Origin of the sequence: Ferroplasma sp., assembly GCF_031200575.1 — an archaeon.
In the GTDB taxonomy this organism is placed as follows: domain Archaea; phylum Thermoplasmatota; class Thermoplasmata; order Thermoplasmatales; family Thermoplasmataceae; genus Ferroplasma.
The window spans coordinates 664,883-682,585 of sequence record NZ_CP133597.1; the positions used below are offsets into that span (position 1 = coordinate 664,883).

Annotated in this window: 22 protein-coding genes; 12 read left to right on the top strand and 10 right to left on the bottom strand. The window is 39.9% G+C overall.

Features of this window, described 5'->3' with window-relative positions; genetic code table 11:
* The 3 genes from RE471_RS03755 to RE471_RS03765 are packed head-to-tail and all read right to left on the bottom strand — an operon-like array spanning position 1 to position 2,717.
* Positions 1 to 768, bottom strand: coding sequence for an ABC transporter ATP-binding protein (locus RE471_RS03755; protein ID WP_309215451.1), 768 nt, complete (start codon positions 766 to 768; stop codon positions 1 to 3).
* The gene (locus RE471_RS03760) at positions 761 to 1,792 is read right to left on the bottom strand and encodes an iron ABC transporter permease (protein WP_309215452.1); all 1,032 of its coding nucleotides are present in this window, start codon (positions 1,790 to 1,792) and stop codon (positions 761 to 763) included. The genes RE471_RS03755 and RE471_RS03760 overlap by 8 nt, the downstream gene beginning before the upstream one ends.
* Positions 1,773 to 2,717: an ABC transporter substrate-binding protein gene (locus RE471_RS03765; protein ID WP_309215453.1), complete on the bottom strand. Its 945-nt coding sequence runs from the start codon at positions 2,715 to 2,717 to the stop codon at positions 1,773 to 1,775. Before RE471_RS03765 ends, RE471_RS03760 begins: the two co-directional genes overlap by 20 nt.
* Positions 2,718 to 2,862: 145 nt before the next feature.
* Here RE471_RS03765 and RE471_RS03770 point away from each other — a divergent pair, with 145 nt between their 5' ends.
* The 8 genes from RE471_RS03770 (at position 2,863) to RE471_RS03805 (ending at position 9,765) form a co-directional block, all read left to right on the top strand.
* Positions 2,863 to 3,477 (top strand): adenosylcobinamide amidohydrolase, encoded by a 615-nt coding sequence (locus tag RE471_RS03770; protein WP_309215454.1) that lies wholly within the window; start codon positions 2,863 to 2,865, stop codon positions 3,475 to 3,477.
* A gap of 98 nt (positions 3,478 to 3,575) precedes the next feature.
* Positions 3,576 to 4,865: an aminomethyl-transferring glycine dehydrogenase subunit GcvPA gene (gcvPA, locus tag RE471_RS03775; protein WP_309215455.1), complete on the top strand. Its 1,290-nt coding sequence runs from the start codon at positions 3,576 to 3,578 to the stop codon at positions 4,863 to 4,865.
* 1 nt (position 4,866) lies between these two features.
* Positions 4,867 to 6,300, top strand: coding sequence for an aminomethyl-transferring glycine dehydrogenase subunit GcvPB (gene gcvPB / locus RE471_RS03780; RefSeq protein ID WP_309215456.1), 1,434 nt, complete (start codon positions 4,867 to 4,869; stop codon positions 6,298 to 6,300).
* Positions 6,301 to 6,323: 23 nt separating this feature from the next.
* The gene (locus RE471_RS03785; protein WP_309215457.1) at positions 6,324 to 7,373 is read left to right on the top strand and encodes a replication protein A; all 1,050 of its coding nucleotides are present in this window, start codon (positions 6,324 to 6,326) and stop codon (positions 7,371 to 7,373) included.
* A gap of 9 nt (positions 7,374 to 7,382) precedes the next feature.
* The gene (locus RE471_RS03790; protein WP_309215458.1) at positions 7,383 to 8,261 is read left to right on the top strand and encodes a hypothetical protein; all 879 of its coding nucleotides are present in this window, start codon (positions 7,383 to 7,385) and stop codon (positions 8,259 to 8,261) included.
* 88 nt (positions 8,262 to 8,349) lie between these two features.
* A complete protein-coding gene (locus RE471_RS03795; RefSeq protein ID WP_309215459.1) occupies positions 8,350 to 8,958 on the top strand; it encodes a hypothetical protein in 609 nt (202 codons plus the stop codon).
* 86 nt (positions 8,959 to 9,044) lie between these two features.
* Entirely contained in the window at positions 9,045 to 9,407 is a 363-nt protein-coding gene (locus tag RE471_RS03800) for an NfeD family protein (protein ID WP_309215460.1), read from the top strand.
* A gap of 58 nt (positions 9,408 to 9,465) precedes the next feature.
* The gene (locus tag RE471_RS03805; protein ID WP_309215461.1) at positions 9,466 to 9,765 is read left to right on the top strand and encodes a DUF2175 family protein; all 300 of its coding nucleotides are present in this window, start codon (positions 9,466 to 9,468) and stop codon (positions 9,763 to 9,765) included.
* 3 nt (positions 9,766 to 9,768) lie between these two features.
* Here RE471_RS03805 and RE471_RS03810 read toward each other — a convergent pair whose 3' ends face one another.
* Genes RE471_RS03810 through RE471_RS03830 form a run of 5 tightly spaced genes read right to left on the bottom strand, consistent with a single transcriptional unit; the run spans position 9,769 to position 11,490 of the window.
* Entirely contained in the window at positions 9,769 to 9,924 is a 156-nt protein-coding gene (locus RE471_RS03810) for a 30S ribosomal protein S27ae (RefSeq protein ID WP_309215462.1), read from the bottom strand.
* Positions 9,924 to 10,241, bottom strand: coding sequence for a 30S ribosomal protein S24e (locus RE471_RS03815; protein WP_298277392.1), 318 nt, complete (start codon positions 10,239 to 10,241; stop codon positions 9,924 to 9,926). Before RE471_RS03815 ends, RE471_RS03810 begins: the two co-directional genes overlap by 1 nt.
* Positions 10,231 to 10,737, bottom strand: a complete 507-nt coding sequence (locus tag RE471_RS03820; protein WP_309215463.1) for a DUF359 domain-containing protein — start codon at positions 10,735 to 10,737, stop codon at positions 10,231 to 10,233. The genes RE471_RS03815 and RE471_RS03820 overlap by 11 nt, the downstream gene beginning before the upstream one ends.
* Positions 10,715 to 10,906, bottom strand: a complete 192-nt coding sequence (gene spt4, locus RE471_RS03825; RefSeq protein WP_309215464.1) for a transcription elongation factor subunit Spt4 — start codon at positions 10,904 to 10,906, stop codon at positions 10,715 to 10,717. Before spt4 ends, RE471_RS03820 begins: the two co-directional genes overlap by 23 nt.
* Positions 10,907 to 10,914: 8 nt before the next feature.
* Positions 10,915 to 11,490 (bottom strand): DNA-directed RNA polymerase, encoded by a 576-nt coding sequence (locus RE471_RS03830; protein ID WP_309215465.1) that lies wholly within the window; start codon positions 11,488 to 11,490, stop codon positions 10,915 to 10,917.
* Between the two features lie 103 nt (positions 11,491 to 11,593).
* On the opposite strand from RE471_RS03830, the gene asnS reads away from it, so the two are divergent.
* From asnS to RE471_RS03850, 4 genes are all read left to right on the top strand, one after another.
* Positions 11,594 to 12,883, top strand: coding sequence for an asparagine--tRNA ligase (asnS, locus tag RE471_RS03835; RefSeq protein ID WP_309215466.1), 1,290 nt, complete (start codon positions 11,594 to 11,596; stop codon positions 12,881 to 12,883).
* Positions 12,880 to 13,893, top strand: a complete 1,014-nt coding sequence (gene hemE, locus RE471_RS03840) for a uroporphyrinogen decarboxylase (protein ID WP_309215467.1) — start codon at positions 12,880 to 12,882, stop codon at positions 13,891 to 13,893. Before asnS ends, hemE begins: the two co-directional genes overlap by 4 nt.
* 53 nt (positions 13,894 to 13,946) lie before the next feature.
* Entirely contained in the window at positions 13,947 to 14,822 is an 876-nt protein-coding gene (locus tag RE471_RS03845; RefSeq protein WP_309215468.1) for a ferrochelatase, read from the top strand.
* A 128-nt stretch (positions 14,823 to 14,950) separates the two neighbouring features.
* A complete protein-coding gene (locus RE471_RS03850; RefSeq protein WP_309215469.1) occupies positions 14,951 to 15,850 on the top strand; it encodes an EF-Tu/IF-2/RF-3 family GTPase in 900 nt (299 codons plus the stop codon).
* Here the strand turns inward: RE471_RS03850 and purD are convergent.
* Positions 15,840 to 17,117: a phosphoribosylamine--glycine ligase gene (purD, locus tag RE471_RS03855; RefSeq protein WP_309215470.1), complete on the bottom strand. Its 1,278-nt coding sequence runs from the start codon at positions 17,115 to 17,117 to the stop codon at positions 15,840 to 15,842. The genes RE471_RS03850 and purD overlap by 11 nt on opposite strands.
* The gene (locus tag RE471_RS03860) at positions 17,114 to 17,593 is read right to left on the bottom strand and encodes an SMC-Scp complex subunit ScpB (protein ID WP_309215471.1); all 480 of its coding nucleotides are present in this window, start codon (positions 17,591 to 17,593) and stop codon (positions 17,114 to 17,116) included. Before RE471_RS03860 ends, purD begins: the two co-directional genes overlap by 4 nt.
* Positions 17,594 to 17,703: the final 110 nt, after the last annotated feature.

The following is a 17,703-nucleotide window of genomic DNA, read 5'->3' on the forward strand; positions in this document are numbered from 1 at the left end:
TTAGAGATTTCCAATATCCTTAACTGTTTCCCTGAACTCAAGGGGGTAAAATCTGATACCTTCTGGAGACATATAACTATCAAATTTCGCGTCATATGCTGCTTCCAGATTTTTTATAGTTACTGCAGCATCCCTTGTTCCGGAAGATATAATTTTGCCATCTTTCATAAGGATAATAGAATCAGAAATGTTATATGCGAGGTTTATGTCATGTAGGACCAGCAGTATGCCCTTCCCTTCGCTTCTTAAATCTTTAAGTATCTTTATTAGCAGATTAATTTTATCAATATCAAGAAAAGACGATGGTTCATCCAGCATGATATATTCTGGATTCTGATATATGACTGCAGAAATCATAACCATCCTTTTTTCTCCGCCGCTCAGGGTAGAATAATCACGGTCTATGAAGGTTTCAACACCACACATTTCCATAGAATTATACAGATCATGATAATCATATTTTCTTGTGAAACCGTTTATTTCCATGATGTCCCTAACATTTAATCCCAATGGCTCTGGAAGTTCCTGCTGTACGTAACCTGTATACCTTGAAATTTCCAGGGATTTGAGACGTTTCAGGCACCTGCCATTTATTGCTATTTCTCCAGACTCTGGTTTTATCTCCCTGTTAAGGGCCAGCAGCGTTGACGTTTTTCCAGAACCATTCTTGCCGCATATTGTCAGGATCTCACCTGGATGTAGGGAAAAATTTATGGGTCCTATATTCAAATTTCCTCTCTTGAACGATATGTTCCTGAGTTCAAGCATTGTAGTACCCCCTCTTAGAAATTCTTGTCATTAAAAGCATAAAAAACGGAACTCCAATTATTCCAGTTATTATTCCAACGGGGATTACCTCACCGATTATTATCATATGTGCTATATCATTGGCAATGATTAAAAACGTCGCACCAAGGATCGCTGAGGATGGTATTACATATTTATTTGAACCTCCATAGATCATCCTTGAAACATGCGGAAATATAAGCCCTACAAAGCCTATGAGTCCAGATATTGATACACAGGCTGCAACAGAAACAGTGGTTAATCCCATGGAGACAAGTTTCGATTTCTCCACATTAATTCCGGCCGATCTGGCATATACATCTCCCAGCTGCAATGCGTTTAACTGCCTGTACATAAAAAATAGGGCTACTGAGGTAAAAATTACCAGGGGAGCCACAATATAATCATCAGCCCATGATATACCTGACAGGGAACCCAGTAACCAGAAAAACAGTGAATTTATGTATTTTGGCCTCGAATAAAGAAGAAGCGCAACAAATGATGAAACAAATAAGGATATTGCTATGCCTGAAAGTAGCAGTACCAGTGGAGGTGCCCTGCCATTTCTGATTGAAATGGCATAAACAAGCCCAACCACAATAATGGCAAATATAAAAGCAAGCAGGGGAAGTGTAAGTATCCCGAAAATAGTCAGCCCGAAAACAATAGCAAGCACCGCTCCAAGGGTTGCACCGCTGGATACCCCTGTAATGTATGGCTCAGAAATGGGGTTCCTGAATATGCTCTGTATCACTGCACCTCCTACCCCCAGCGATGCTCCAACAGCAGCGGCACCTATAGTTTCAGGCTCCCGTAGCTGGGTAACAATGATATAATCCGATAATTTAACATGTCCATAGATGCCAAACTGGGCAAGCACAGATTTAATTACATCCATAATAGGTATTTTTACTGGGCCGATATCAAGTGAGATAATAAAAGATGCTAAAAGTGCAAGTATCGATACCATGAAATAAAAGTAAATTTTACCCTGAATTATTTTCAATGTTAACCACCGCCCCAGGCTCTGGACTCGCCTTCAGGTTAAATGGAAATTGTGGTATTGTTACATTCTTGTTAAATGCACTTGAAATCATCCACTGGATTGCATAAATATCCCTGAAGTTCGGCTCTGCAAATATGTTATAGCTGAAAGCTTTATAGTACTTATTATGGGCAACTGCATAGGTTTTATTATAAGGTGTATACTTTAGATCTGTCTTATTAAATGATGGGCCCAGTATCAGTGTGGAAATATTTTTACTTGCAATGATTTCATTTGATATCTGGTAAAAACTGGATCCATTTGCAATATTTATAAGGTGTGAATACTTCATCATGGAGGATATAAATGTGTTGTTCCCTGCTGTATAGGTTTTACCATCGTAAATGCACATAGCATACATTGCCGTTTCATTTTTAACATTTACATTTTTAAAGTCTGTCAGAGAAGTGGCGATCCAGTTATTCAGAAGTGTTGCATTATGTAAGTTCCCGGTTATTTCTCCCAGAAATGTATCCTGCTTTTCAATAACGTTAAATGTTGTATTTGCACCTGATGACAGAAATATGTAATCTATTCCTGCATTCAGTAATTCATTGATCTGCGATTGTTTGTAATCCGAAAATGATATTACAGCCTGTGGACTTAAATTGAGTATCTCCTCTACATCCATGCTGGGATACGCTGACACTGCCGTTATATTCTCTGTGATATTGGAGCCAGGCCACAATCCAGGGTATGCATATACTCCTTTAACATCTTTAATCGCGCCTATTGCGTAGAGGGTTGCTGTTACACTGGGGTCAAGCGACACAATTTTATTGAAATGCAGGCCACTTACATTTGAATTTACCGTCAGTTCCACGCCTTTTTTTACTGCAGGATGGTACCCGTAAACATCTGCAACATAAATGCCTGATGCGACCACTATGATCGCAACGATTACAATTCCAAGTAATTTGATATGTTTATCCGTGCAGGTAGATTTAATTACTATTTATAAAGTTTATTTAATTATACTAAAGTATACTTTACAAGAAATAAAATATTCCAGATATAATAAGGAATATGCAATGAGGGCAAAATTCAGCATTTATGACAGATATTACTGCATAGAATTTCCTCAAAGGGCCAGAAAATACAGTTCTGCCCCTTACCAGGGAGGTACTGGAATATCTTACGGCTATGTAAACATGCATGTGGAAAATAACTATAATTCTGATGTAAATGAATACATAAAGTCATTTCTTATAAAAAACAATTTAAGCACTGAATTAACCGTGAACATGACCTCAGCAGATATACATAATCTCAGAAGAAGTGATATATATGTTGACAGTTATTCCGTTGATGCTTTTATAACGGCAGGATTTGATAATGCACTTTCCATAGGCAATAAATCAGGCAAACCCGGTACAATAAATATATGCATTGTCACTGATTATCCACTTACCGATTCCGGCGCAATGAATCTGTATCAGACATGCATAGAGTCAAAGGCACAGGCATTGAACGATATGGAAATAAGAGATATCAGGACCGGGATGCTGTCTCCTGGAACCTCTACAGATACCCTGAGTATTTTTGTCTTAAATAAGACTAGAAAGTATAATTATGCCGGTAGATTGACAGAAATAGGTTATTCAACATCCATGCTTGTTTATAATAACCTCTTGAAATTTGGATAAAGTTTCTATTTCAGGATGCCATGTTATTTGCACTGAATAAGCAACAGCCAATCCAGAAGCACTAAAATGTTAAATATTCTTTAATAATGGTAGTCAACATGACTGAAACTGATGAAATACTTCAATATCTTAATATCAGTAGCGATGAAGATCTTTTTGCCGATATACCAGGCAGGTTAAGGGTGTCAATGGACCTTGGATCTCCAATGGATGAACTTTCTTTAATTAATTCAATCTCAAAAACTGCAGGAAAAAACATACCCCCAGAAATGAATTTCCTGGGAAATGGAATATATGATAGATTCATTCCACCCCTGGTTGATGAAATAATAGGCAGAAATGAATTTCTTACATCTTACACCCCATATCAGCCAGAAATTTCTCAGGGTATACTGCATTCCCTATTTGAATACCAGAGCATTATTTCTGACCTCACGGAAATGGATGTTACGAACTCTTCCATGTATGATGGATTCACATCCCTTGCTGAGGCAGTCAGAATGGCATACAGGATAAATGGCAGAAACGAGGTGCTTGTTCCGGAGAACATCTACAGGAGCCAGTTAAGCATTATAGAGAATTATGTTATTGGCCTGAATTTGAGAATAATCAAATATAAATTCGGAAATGATGGGTTAATAGACATGGAAGACCTAAAATCAAAAATATCAGACCGTACCTCATCCATAGTGGTTGCAAATCCGAATTTTTTTGGGCTCATAGACGAAAATTCATTTCATGTCAGTGAAATCAAGAAAGATGCGCTGTTGATAACATATTATGACCCCGTTTCCCTGGGACTTATCATACCACCTGGTGGGTATGGAACCGATATTGCAGTTGCCGAGGGGCAGCAGCTCGGGATTCATATGAATTACGGCGGCCCTCTTCTGGGGCTATTCTCGTTCAAGAAGGAATATGTTCACCGGTCGCCCGGAAGGCTCATAGGCCTTTCAAACGATAATGCCGGAAGAAAGGCATTTGTTATGACACTCCAGGCAAGGGAACAGCATATAAGGCGTTCAAAGGCAATGAGTAACATATGCTCCAATCAGGCACTTCTGGCAGTGGCATCACTTGCATACCTTTCCATAATGGGATCTGATGGACTGAAAAAGATAGCCCTTATTACCATGAATAAGAGCAAAAGGATGAAAAGCGCCCTGAGCCATGCCGGAGTGGCACCTGTATTTAACGGGATCAATTTTTCTGATAATCTGTTCTATTTCGACAGGCAGGAAAAACTGGCTGCCAATAATATATCTGGAGGCATAAGGCTCTCTGACCTTTCAGATTACCAGGGTTATAAAAACTCAGCATTCTTTTCGGTTACGGAGAAAACGGCGGATGAGAGCATAGAAAGGCTTGCCGGGATAATAGGTGAATAAGATGTATAAACAGGCACATTATGATGAGGATTTTTTGAATTCGTTCAACACAGGAAACGATTTTTATATGGAGGATGTGGAAGACACATACCCTGTTTCAATAAAGAGAAAAAAGCTTGAACTGCCCAATGTAAGAAGTGTTGACGTATCAAGGCATTTTACCAGGCTATCTGAAATGAACTACTCTGTAGACCTTGGTATGTACCCACTTGGTTCCTGCACAATGAAATTCAATCCGAAATATGCAGATTATGTTGCTTCCTTTCCGCAATTTCAGAATGTGCATCCACTGGAATCTGAATCGAGGATTCAGGGAACCCTCGAGGTTATGTACAGGCTACAGCAGCTGCTTGTTAAAATTTCTGGAATGGATTTCGCATCCCTTCAGCCTTCGGCCGGAGCACATGGGGAATTTACAGGCATATTAATAGTCAGAAAATTTTTTGAGGTTAAGGGTGAGCTTGATAAGAGAGATGAAATTATAATACCCGACTCTGCACATGGCACAAATCCTGCCTCAGCGGCAATGGCAGGCTTCAAGGTGGTTGAGGTCCCCTCCAATTCAAAGGGCCTTGTGGATATTGATGCCCTTAAGGCCGCTGTGACACCCAGAACTGCAGCTTTTATGATAACCAATCCCAACACCCTGGGAATTTTTGATGATCAGATAGTTGAAATCGCAGACATAATACATAAAAATGGTTCCCTGCTCTACTATGACGGGGCAAATTTCAATGCCATTCTTGGTATAACAACACCGGGTATAATGGGTTTCGACATTGTGCACTTCAATTTGCACAAAACCTTTGCAACCCCACATGGAGGCGGCGGTCCGGGTGCCGGTCCAGTGGCAGTGAAAGCCTATCTGAAGGAATATCTCCCGGTTCCCGTTGTTGTAATGGAAAACGGCAAATATTCACTTTATTATGGCCTAAAAAACAGCATTGGGAAGGTATCATCGTACAATGGATCATATGGGGTGGTCTTGAGGGCATATGCATACGCCCTGAAAAATGGGAATAATCTCAGCCTAAATGCAAGAAGGGCGGTAATGAATTCAAATTATATGGCAAGGAAACTGTCAGCATCTTTCGAGATCCCATATAAAACACTGAAAAAACACGAGTTCGTATTATCCACAGCCAGAACCGGCAGGAGGGCCCTTGACATATCCAAGTTTATACTGGATTACGGTATACATTCTCCAACAACGTACTTTCCACTTATAGTGAAGGAGGCCATGATGATTGAGCCCACAGAATCCGTAACCAAGAAGGATATGGATTACTATATAGACGTAATGGAGAAAGCTCTGGAGGTACCTGAGGACACGCTGAAGTCATCTCCTGTAAATACATCTGTGGGGCGGATAGACGAAATTGCTGCCGCAAGAAACCTCATACTAAAATGGCCCGACCCATTTGAAAACTCTTAAATAAACTCAAGAGATGCGAAATAATGAAATTAGATGAAATACATGGAGAAACCCCCAATTTAGAACTCAGAGTTAAAATACTTTCACTGTCTAAAAGGGAAACAACAACATCCCGTGGTGAAACCGTTTATTATTATGGCCTTGTGGGGGACGAGACGGGGGTGCTTCCGTATACTGCATGGGAGTTCCCGGCACCTATTAAGGCCGGAGATGTTGTACAGATAAGATATGCAAGATCCAGGGTTTACAATGAGAGGATAAGGTTATATTTTGATTCTAAGACAGAGATACTGCTTAAGCCCGGGGAGGATATTGAGGTAAAAAGGACATACAAAGAGACAAAATTAATGGATCTTTCCCTGAAAAATCCCTTTGTTACCGTAACAGGAAAGATAAGTAACATGACGGGCAAGGAATACAGCAAGGCTGGAAATACATTTACAATATATAATGGATTTATAGAGGATGATACCTCCCGTGTCAGAATTTCATCCTTCGGGCAGCCGCTGGAAAACGGCAAAATTTACAGGATCGTAGGTGCACGTGTCTCTGAATTCAACAAACAGCTCGAAGTCTCAATAGGGGACAAGACGGAGGTTTATCCTGAAAATGAGGACATGGATTTTGAAAGATATTATAAATTATTTGAGGTTGACAATCCTGCAGGGGGCATAACAATACTGGGATTCATAATAACACTGGGCACAAAAAGCGGAATAATAAAACGCTGCAGTGAGTGCAATAAGCCATTAAGTACCGGGGTCTGCCCTGATCATCCAGATAAGCCAACAAAACTGGACATATTTTCATATTTCACCCTAGATGACGGAACAAGGTATATACAGTGCATAGCCGGGAAAAAGGCAGTAATGCCATTTCTCGGAATAAAGGAGGAGGATCTTCCCAGAGTTGCTGGAGATATCTACAGGATGCTTGAGGACAGGCTATACGGGCATGCAGTCCGTGTCAATGCAGATTTTATTAAAAATGATGATGACCTGTCACTGAGGGTTAATGCCATAAATGCTATAACCAGGGAAGACATAGAAAAAGATATAAAGGTCAGTCAATAGGTGATTTAAATGGCGTATACAAAAAGAGAAACTTCATACTGGGTATTTTCACGTGAACTTAAAGATTCTAGCAGGCTTGAGGGTGAGGAAAAGAGGCCATATGTAATAACTCCACTGGGCACAAAGCTGAAGAGAATCCTGCTTGCAGGAATCATAACATATAAAAGCTCAGATGACCGGATGGTAAAGGTAACCGTTGCGGATTATCTGGGATCTTTCTATCTAACCGGGTTCAAGACAGGTTTCAGCAGTGAAATGGCAGAGGAGCTTGATAAATATAATGTAAACGATACCGTTGTTGTAATGGGAAAGGTAAGTTCATTTAAAACAGACGATGGCATATTCTACTTTTCAATCAATCCTGAGCTGATAAAAAAGATATCAGACACGGAAAGGTATTTCTGGGGGATAAGAACGTCATATGTTACCAGGAGAAAACTTCTGGGCATCACAGAGGCATTGAAGGACGAGAACGCTACTGCCGATACACTTGTGGGCCTGGGATACTCCAGGGATGAGGCAGATGACGCTATACGGGCAAGGGAAAATTACCACGACTATGATTTCACCTCCTATATGAATGCCCTGTCATCAATAAACTTTGACTCACCGATACCTATAGAAACCCAGACAGGTTACAGTGGAGAGGCCGGACAGGCCACACTGGAAGATGAAAAACCCACATCCGGTGAAACAGTAAACGTTGAGGCATTCATTCTTGATTATATAAAAAATAATGATAGCGGACCGGGATGCAAATACGATGATATTGTAATTTCATGCTCCAATGCAGGAATTCCCCGGGAGAGGGTGGATGAAATACTGAACTCTCTTGGTTCCATGGGAGAGATATATGAGGTTTCTTTAAAAAGGTACAAGGCACTATGATGGTATTATAAAAAAAAGAAAATAATATGCATTCTGAATATTTACCTTATAATGAAACATTTAAAATACTTTCCCGCGTTATAAGTTTATGGTTACTTCAGACGAAATTGTTAAATGGCTTAGTTCAGGAAACGATAATGCAAAAACGCTTATAGACCTAAAATGGACTATATCCAAGGCCGGGGATTATACGGTGCTCCAGAATGAAAAAATTCCCTTTGATATATTTCTCTATGTTGACAGTGACAAGGGTGCAATAAACCTCATAGTGAGAACCGGCATGGAAACAGCAACAATTGAAAATGAACCCAGATTGAAGATCTATAGAACACTGCTCCTGCTTAACGCAAGGGTGGAACTTGTAAAATTCATGCTTGATGGAATAAATGAGGAGGTTGTGGCAAGGGAAGATTTTGATGCAGCTACATTTACCAGGGATGTTCTTAATACCGGCCTTAACACCATTCTTGCAGCTTTTTACCTCATGGTAAGGGCATTAAATCTTGAGGACGAATTCAACGCAGGCATAATAGAAAGAACAGGCATGATGATAAAGGAAATGGCAAAAGCTGGAAAATCCAGGGAGGATATAAAGAATTATTTGATGTCTTCATTAGGCCTGGGTAGCGAGGATGCCGAGAAACTTATATCAGAAGTTCTGGATGCAGGTGCCGCACCGAAAAACATGTACCAGTAATTCCCATTATAATATTTATTAAATAGTTGGTTGCATCTTTAAATAACTAATAGAAATTCTTTTAATAAAGTATGGTATATTAATCTATGATATACAGCATTATAACTTATGCTCCAGTGGACTATGCCAGTGCAGTACCTGGCAGCCTTATATTCGCGGTAATTTTGGCCATTGTGGCATTTATCGTAATAATCACATTTACCGTTTATTATCTTTATAAAATTATTTCATCTCAGCGTGGGAGGCATTATACCGGTTCAGAATCAATGACAAATTCCATAGGAGTTGCCAGCAATAAAATCAGTAAAAACGGCAGCGGGTTCATTACCATCGACGGTGTTTCATGGGAGGTTGTAAATATAGGGGAGGAAGATATCGAAAAATTTGACAGGGTTGTGGTAACAGGGCGCAGTGGCCTGAAATTAATGGTAAGGAAGATCAATAAATAAATGGTATGTAAATTTACGAGCAGCGATAAATTTAACATCTGCAAATTCATAGGGTATCATGGAATACGGATGTTATGTATGCAACAAAATAATAAAGACAGGTGAGAAATTTACCTTCACCAAGGAAGGGCCGGTACATATGGATTGCTTTGTGGCTGCAGAGAGAAAGAAGGTGCCAGAGGGAAAGGCTGAATATCTCAGAAACCTTAGCATGATACTTGATTATGAATTAACCATGCTTGTAAGCCTTCTAAGCCTGAAATCAGAAGATAAAGAAACATCTGAATTGATAAGGCGTAGAATAAATGCAATAGAAAAACAGGCCGGGGAAACAACCGGGCTTATTTATAATTTATAAAAATTATTTTTTCTTTTTGAATTCAGTATAGCCACACTTTCCACATGTATAGCGGTCTGAGTGCTCTGCAAGATAAACACCTGCACCGCATCTGGGGCATGTTCTTCTTTTTCTTACTATCTTTCCTTCTTCAACTGCGTACAATTCTCTCTTTTCCATTATTTACTCTCCTTTTCCTTTAATCCATTCCTTATGAGTTCATAATCTGGCTCATATAACATAGCATGCTCCTTGGTATCATATATTTTAACATAGCCCTTAAGTGAATCCTTTCCCGTCTCCTGTATATTCCTGTCCACTATTATTACATCTTCCTTGGCCTTATAATAATCCACAAAAAGATCCTTTATTTCCTTTCTGCTTACAGTTTTTCCAGATTTGAAATCCAGAGTATATTTTATCTCCTTCCTGAACAGCAGCTTGTTATCCCTTTCGGAATCGACGCTGAAATTTTTTATCATTTTTTCATTGCTCATTTCTATACATCTCCATTATCATATTTTCAATTTCCTTTTTTATATCCTCATTAACTTTTATGAATGCCATACCTGTATCAGGTACACCATAAACTATTACTGTATTATTATCTGCATAAAAGATTATTGGTATTACCGCCAGGTCTTCCTCTCCCCTAACCTCGATTCTCCCACTTCCATCTCCTTCCATAAAACTTGCTATGGCATTCATCAACTGGAGTGATATTGTTCCGGGTGGATTCACCACCTCACAGGAACCCTTTACATGCTCAAAATGCCTCTCATCCCTCTTTGTTACAAGGTCAACAACCTGAAGCTTAATCCCTATTCCTGCCTTTAGAAGATTTTCTGTTGTAACATCACCCACAGATACAATTTTATTATGCATTGCAAGAAGCCTTATATCGTCTAAATTACATAAAGAATATTTGAAACTCTTTATGGTATTCCGTGCATTATCCCCTACTGTAATGTCACGATCTAACTTTAATGGCATATATACCTGGTTCCCTTATATCTGCCTTCTGGGCTATCTGTGAGTTTACGTCATTTATTATCAAAAATCCGAACCAGTCAGGTTTTGTTCTTTCCTCACCATGGACGGGGCAGACATCCTCTGTTGTCAATCTTTTGCATATCCTGCAGGCCTTATATACTTTCGCCATCTTATCCCTCAATTATTTATGTCCTGTTTTTGTGCCCACTCAGGCTTTCCAAGACCCGGCTGCTTAGCCGTAAATCCTATTTTGCTATCAGAGAGTGATGCAGATGCAAGGTTCAATGCAACTATTCTAACCCTGATCTTATCTCCGACTTTAAGTTCCATCTTTGTATCCTTTCCTACTATTCTTTGATTATCCATATCAACATTTATGGAATCATCCATGATCTGGCTGATGTGCAGCAAGCCCTCAAATGGCCCGAATCTTATAAATGCGCCAAATTTCTGAATTCCCTCTACGATTCCATCAACAACCTCCTGCATCCTGGGAAAATATGCAAGGGCAGTATAATGAATTGGCTGGTAGACCCCACCATCTCCATGAACTATAGTGCCTTCCCCCTTCATTTCAATGTTGCTTACTGAAACTATATATGCTTTCCCCAGGCTCTTTTCACCTTCCAGTATGTCTACCAGTTTCCCCTCCAGAATTGATTTTGATGCCTCAATAACGGCCTCGGAATAATCATCATTTAACAGTTCAGGCGGAACCCTGATTACGTATTCATCTTCAAGCAATATGTACATATTAATTCTCCTCTAAAATACTGATAAAGAATTTAATAATATTATAAATATTTATGTATTTTAGAAACCTAAAAAATATATGCATAATTCCTATTCACCCCTAATGGAAAAAATCAGGGACATATTATCAGATAATTTTACTGGCAAGGAAGTCTCCATAAGGGGCTGGGTATACAGAATTAGGAGCTCTGGCAGGATCACCTTTATCGTCCTGCGGGATTCAACAGATATTGTACAGTGTGTGGCATCCTCAGATGATCTGAGCCCGGAGGCCATGAAAGACCTGTCATCTCTTACGGTAGAAAGTAGCCTGGAGCTATCTGGGACATTAAGAAAGGATCCCAGGGCAGTTACAGGTTATGAGCTTTCAATAAATACATACAAAATTTACGAAAGGAATGAAAATTTTCCCATAGCCAGGGATCTGGGCGAGGAATTTCTACTGGACAACAGGCATCTATGGCTAAGGAGCCGGGAATTTACCGCTGTGTTGAAAATAAGGTCAACGGTGTTCAAGGCTTTTACAGATTACTTTTACGGGAATGGGTACTATCAGGTCCAGGCCCCCATGTTTGTTTCCACAGCGACCGAGGGCGGTGCATCGCTTTTCAATGTGGATTACTTCGGTGAGAAGGTTAACCTGACACAGAGCTCACAGTTTTATCTTGAAACCATGATATTCAGCCTGGAAAAGGTTTTTACAATAGCCCCCAGTTTCAGGGCGGAAAAATCCAGGACAAGAAGGCACCTCACAGAATACTGGCACGCAGAGGGCGAGGCCGCGTGGTATAACAATGAGGATATGATGGAGGATGAGGAAAAGATGATCAAATTCATCATTGATGCGGTGCTGAAAAATAACATGGATGATCTTAAAATAATCAACAGGGACCCGGCCAAACTGGAAAACATAAAAGTGCCTTTTCAGAGAATAAGGTACAGGGACCTGATAGAAAAGGCCAGAGAATTTGGCATGAACCTGAAATATGGCGATGATCTGGGTGCAGATGAAGAATATGGAATAATGGTACATTTCGACAATCCAATATTTGTTACAGACTACCCGGAATCATTAAAGACTTTTTACCACAGGCCTGATCCAGAAAGCCCCGGGGAGATACTCTGCCATGATCTGCTCGCCCCTGAGGGCTACGGTGAGGTACTTGGTGGCGGTGAAAGAATTTATGACCTGGAAGAGCTCCTTGACAGGATCAAGAAAAATGGGCTCAGCCCGGAAGATTATTACTGGTACGTTGACCTAAGAAGATATGGAAGCATACCCCATAGCGGCTTTGGTCTGGGTCTTGACAGGCTTGTTATGTGGATATGCGGGCTTTCCAATATAAGGGAAACAATCCCGTATCCAAGGACAATAAGGCGGGTAAAGCCATGAATAATTTTATTGCGGCGCTGCGCGGAGACCAGCATGAGAGGATACCTGTGTGGTTTATGCGCCAGGCAGGGCGGTACATGCCTGAATATCAGGAAATCAGAAAAAACTATAATATAAGGCAGATGTGCATGGACCCTGCTATTACGGAAAAAATAACCTATCTCCCGGTAAACGCACTGAATGTTGATGCGGCAATTATATTTGCAGATATAATACTTCCACTGGAGGCAATGGGATACAGCATAGATTTCAATGCAAATGGTCCGGTGATCCAGAATGGTTACAGAAATAATCCCGAGATGAACGGTATCCATGAATTTGATAGCAATGCACTTCAATACAGGACAATGGACGCCATAAGGCTGTTCAAGCAAAAACACCCTGAGACACCTATAATAGGGTTTTCCGGGGGGATCATAACAGTGCTGTCCTATCTTCTGTCCGGCACGTCGGATAATAACCTCATATATACCAAAAAAATTATGCTCAACGACAGTGCTTTTACAGTCATCAAGAATATGATTAAAAATATGATCATAACCTATTTGAAAATGCAGATCAGTGCCGGTGTGGATGCAGTACAAATTTTCGATTCATGGCTGGGATCGCTTTCTCCCTATATGTTTGAGAAATATCTGAAAAAGGACATAATGGAAATCGTGGGTGAAATAAAGGGCAAAATACCCCTTATATACTTCTCAACAGGAAATTCAGGCATGATTGAACAGTTCAATGGCATTAAACCAGATGTTATAAGTCTTGACTGGAGAATCAGCATAGACCGTGCAGGAAAAATACTCAGGCCGGAGATTGGAATCCAGGGTAACCTTGACCCCTATGTTGCTCAGTACGGTAAAGGACCAGCTATAGAGGAAACAAAATCAATTCTGAAACAGGCCGCAGGAATAAACAACTATGTGTTCAACCTGGGGCATGGTGTGCTTCCTGAAACATCACCAAACACGCTTAAGGAAATCGTTGAAACAGTACATGATCACAATTTTCATTAACCTTTATAATTATTTTTAAGAAAATAATAAATCTGTGGAAAAAATATGCAGTAATGAAAAAGGTAATACTGCTCAGTTATGGCAGCCCTGAGAGGATAGAAGATGTGCCGGCATACCTGTCCGGAATTTTTGAGGGAAAGCCCGTACCGGAAAAAATTATGGATGAGAACATAAAAAAATATGAGATGGTAAATGGTCAATCCCCCTCAAATCAGATTATAAAAAATCTGATGAAGAAGGTAGGGAGGCTCCTGGCCAAATACGGAGATTTTGATATTGTGGACGCATACAAGCACTGGCATCCCGGTATAGAAGAGGTTGTCTCATCCCTTGATCCGGATTACGAGGAAATTATAGCACTTCCACTTTTTGCATTTAAGTCAAACAACATTAAAAAATCTTATGAAATTCCGCTGCAAAAAGGATTGAACGGGAAAAATGTAAAATTAAAATTCATTAATGGACTGGATAGAAACATACTCGCCTGTATGTGGGCATCTGAAATAAGCAGGTATATGTATGAATATGACAACTTCCTGTTTACAGCCCACAGCCTCCCTTTGATTGATGATGAAAGTGATTATGTCAGTTCTCTTGAAAGAAATGCAAAGGACATTTCCAGAATACTTGGTATAAATAAGTACTACACTGCGTTCTATAGCCAGGGCCCCTATGGGAAATGGATCCAGCCATCAATTTATGACCTGCTGGATCAGTTCAGGAAGGATAATGTGGACAGCATCCTGGTATCGCCTGTTGGATTCCTTTATGAGCACCTGGAAATCCTCTACGACCTGGACGTAAAATACAGGGACTTTTTATCAGATCATGGAATAAAATACGCCCGTGCAAAAACACCATCGGATTCTGATGAAATGGCAGTGCTGATCAAGAATATAATACTTGATAGCGCTGGTCTCAGGGATTGAAATTCATGAATTCTATATAAATATTTTTATAAATTTGTTTTTAAGCTGGTGACATTCTCCCATAGATAATGGAAGTGGCTTCTCGCTTAAGAGTTAAATCTTTTTAAGCTTTAATGCATAACTATGCTATGGAATCATACAGCATCTTTTGCTACAATGCCTCCGATTACATAAAGGAGATTGCCAAGGTTGGAACCAATAGCGATATACAGTTATACCATAGAAAGGACGGTGATACCATAATGACATTTATCGAGCCGGTTAAGTACCCAGAGAAAATCTCATCCCTAACGGACTCTATATACCCTTCCGATATGGCAATAATAAAGGTAACTGCAATAAACCGTGATCTCGGCGAAGTTATAGTTGCACTTGACCTAATGGGGAAAACTACAGGATTTATAATAGCTACAGAAGAACAGCAGCCAGCAGTGAGGAAAATCCTGGAAAACACATCCCTGAAAGGGTTCAAATTTTTCCAGGGAAAACCAATGGAGCTTATAGACGAAATAAAAAAGGTGAAAATAAGCCGCAGTGATAAGGATAATCTTACTGTTATAGATCATTTCTTCAAGGTAAAGGGAGTAGGCACAGTGGCACTGGGTTTTGTTCTTTCTGGCAGCGTGTCAAGGCATCAGAAGCTCATACTATCAGATCTGGATAGGGAGGTTGAGGTAAGGTCAATACAGATGAATGACGAGGACGTTGAGACTGCGCCTGCAGGGTCCAGAGTTGGGCTCGCCCTTAAAAATATAGAGCCCACAGACATGGAGCGCGGCATGTTTCTGTCTGATAAATCTTTCAAATATGCAGGGGAAATAAAGGGGAATGTACTTCCCCAGAAAAGCCTAAAACTGAATCTGGGAGATAACTTCGAGGTTTTCGTATCGGATATAATGAGATTCCAGAGGGGGAAGTTTGAAAATGATCATATTCTCCTTGATAAAAAAATCCCTGTGGTAAAAAACAGGGTTGTTGTTGCCAGCAATAATATAGTTCCAAGGGTATTTGGAACCATTAACCTTTAATTTTTCTCTTCAGCATCTGTTCAGTCCCTATGTCGTGCCGGATATAATAATCACCGGATATATACTGCAATTTTTCCTCCACTATATCAGAAGCTTCATAAATGCTATCACCAATTCCTATAAGGGCCAGAGCCCGGGATTTAGAAGTTTTTACCCTGTTCATTGTTCCGGAAACAGAAGAATAGTACAGCCTGAAATTATCAGATTCTATATTGTCCTTAATTGTAATTTCCGACTCGGCAGGTTTTATTCCATATCCAGGAGGCACAATATATTTCAGAACGGTGGCTTTACTCATAAACTTAATATTGTCCTTGAGGGTTTCGCTGTAAATATCCAGAAAAATATCTACAAGATTTGATTTCAGGATCGTAAGGACATTTATGCCCTCCGGATCTGCAAACCTTGAATTGACCTCAATAACCTTTACCCCGTGATCCGTATCCATGAACTGACCGTATATAACGCCCTTAAATGGATTGCCATCCTCCTTCATTGAATTCACAATTTTTTTCAGAATTTCCCTAGCCTCGTTAACGGTATCTATGGTAATGAATGGAAGGATGAAATTCTTATCTGAGATAGATCCCATGCCTCCTGTATTAGGGCCAAGATCATCCTCATAAAGCCTTTTATAATCCTGTACAACCGGCATAAAAGCAATATGTGTCCCATCTGTGAATGCCTGAATTGAGAACTCCTCACCGATCTCCCTCTTTTCCAGCAACACCTTTCCATCCCTTTCAAGGATTTCTGATCCGTATGCTATTGCCTCAGCAGCTCCATTTATCTGGAGCCCCATGACCTTTACACCCTTTCCACCTGTGAGCCCTATTGGTTTAATTGCATATTCACCATCATTTTCCTTGAAGAATTTTTCAAGATCTTCCCTGCTCTTTATCAGTGTGTTTTCAATATCCCCTTTTATCCTGTATTTTTTCATAAGGCCACGCATGTACTCCTTGGAAGTTTCAATCATTGCGGCCTTCTGTGTCGGAGATGCCACCGGTATATGATTCTCCAGAAGCCTGTCAACAAGGTCCGTTTCCAGGACCCCGTCAGGTCCAATAAATGCAATGTCAATTTTATTTTTTTTGGCAAAATCAACTATCTTATATGAATCTGCACTGTATTCCATAACATCTTTCGATAGCCTCAATATTGATGGATTGTCATTGGTAACTACAGAATATAGCGTATCAGTTTCCCTGATTTTCCTTGCAATCGCATCTTCCCTGCCTCCACTGCCTACAAGTAAAACGTTCATTGTTCCTCTGCACGTAATGTCCTCTTGTTAATATTAAATTTACGGTGAAACTCTGTTGTAACCTTATATTTATGTGTATTCCTGTATTTCCTTGATGATACCATACCACCCTTCTTCAATTTTTCAAGGTCCTCCTTATAGTCATATCCGAAATTTTCCCTGAGGTCTCCTGATATTGCCTCACCATTCATCTTGAAAATATAGGAAAGCATAGCAAGCTGTTTCTCTGAGAATTCCTTCTCTATAAAAGGTTCCACAACTGGAACCATATTCTCACTCAATTTAATCTTATAACTGTTTCCGAACTGCCCAACCTTCAGGGAGCTATTTATGTCCTCATAGTTTCTTGATATCTCCTTTATTGCCCTGCTGAACTCTGCAGTACTGATGCCAAGATACTCTGAAATTTCTGATGCCTTCAATGGCTCCCGTGATGAATAAAGTATAGCCTCAATTTTTTTGGAGATGTCGTTCATTGTAAATCATTATAAAAAATAGAATTTAAATGTATTGAATTAAATTTCCATCTTGATTTTAGATTACTGGACATTAGAAAAACTAATTATATAATTTTGCATATCTCGCT

Coding starts and splice junctions, on each gene's coding strand:
- gcvPA (WP_309215455.1), top strand. CDS start 3,576: ATGACTGAAACTGATGAAATACTTCAATATCTTAATATCAGTAGCGAT.
- RE471_RS03770 (WP_309215454.1), top strand. CDS start 2,863: ATGAGGGCAAAATTCAGCATTTATGACAGATATTACTGCATAGAATTT.
- asnS (WP_309215466.1), top strand. CDS start 11,594: ATGGAAAAAATCAGGGACATATTATCAGATAATTTTACTGGCAAGGAA.
- RE471_RS03795 (WP_309215459.1), top strand. CDS start 8,350: ATGGTTACTTCAGACGAAATTGTTAAATGGCTTAGTTCAGGAAACGAT.
- RE471_RS03815 (WP_298277392.1), bottom strand. CDS start 10,241: ATGAGCAATGAAAAAATGATAAAAAATTTCAGCGTCGATTCCGAAAGG.
- RE471_RS03755 (WP_309215451.1), bottom strand. CDS start 768: ATGCTTGAACTCAGGAACATATCGTTCAAGAGAGGAAATTTGAATATA.
- RE471_RS03810 (WP_309215462.1), bottom strand. CDS start 9,924: ATGGAAAAGAGAGAATTGTACGCAGTTGAAGAAGGAAAGATAGTAAGA.
- purD (WP_309215470.1), bottom strand. CDS start 17,117: ATGAACGTTTTACTTGTAGGCAGTGGAGGCAGGGAAGATGCGATTGCA.
- RE471_RS03785 (WP_309215457.1), top strand. CDS start 6,324: ATGAAATTAGATGAAATACATGGAGAAACCCCCAATTTAGAACTCAGA.
- RE471_RS03845 (WP_309215468.1), top strand. CDS start 13,947: ATGAAAAAGGTAATACTGCTCAGTTATGGCAGCCCTGAGAGGATAGAA.
- RE471_RS03830 (WP_309215465.1), bottom strand. CDS start 11,490: ATGTACATATTGCTTGAAGATGAATACGTAATCAGGGTTCCGCCTGAA.
- RE471_RS03820 (WP_309215463.1), bottom strand. CDS start 10,737: ATGCCATTAAAGTTAGATCGTGACATTACAGTAGGGGATAATGCACGG.
- spt4 (WP_309215464.1), bottom strand. CDS start 10,906: ATGGCGAAAGTATATAAGGCCTGCAGGATATGCAAAAGATTGACAACA.
- RE471_RS03805 (WP_309215461.1), top strand. CDS start 9,466: ATGGAATACGGATGTTATGTATGCAACAAAATAATAAAGACAGGTGAG.
- RE471_RS03800 (WP_309215460.1), top strand. CDS start 9,045: ATGATATACAGCATTATAACTTATGCTCCAGTGGACTATGCCAGTGCA.
- gcvPB (WP_309215456.1), top strand. CDS start 4,867: ATGTATAAACAGGCACATTATGATGAGGATTTTTTGAATTCGTTCAAC.
- RE471_RS03860 (WP_309215471.1), bottom strand. CDS start 17,593: ATGAACGACATCTCCAAAAAAATTGAGGCTATACTTTATTCATCACGG.
- RE471_RS03850 (WP_309215469.1), top strand. CDS start 14,951: ATGGAATCATACAGCATCTTTTGCTACAATGCCTCCGATTACATAAAG.
- hemE (WP_309215467.1), top strand. CDS start 12,880: ATGAATAATTTTATTGCGGCGCTGCGCGGAGACCAGCATGAGAGGATA.
- RE471_RS03790 (WP_309215458.1), top strand. CDS start 7,383: ATGGCGTATACAAAAAGAGAAACTTCATACTGGGTATTTTCACGTGAA.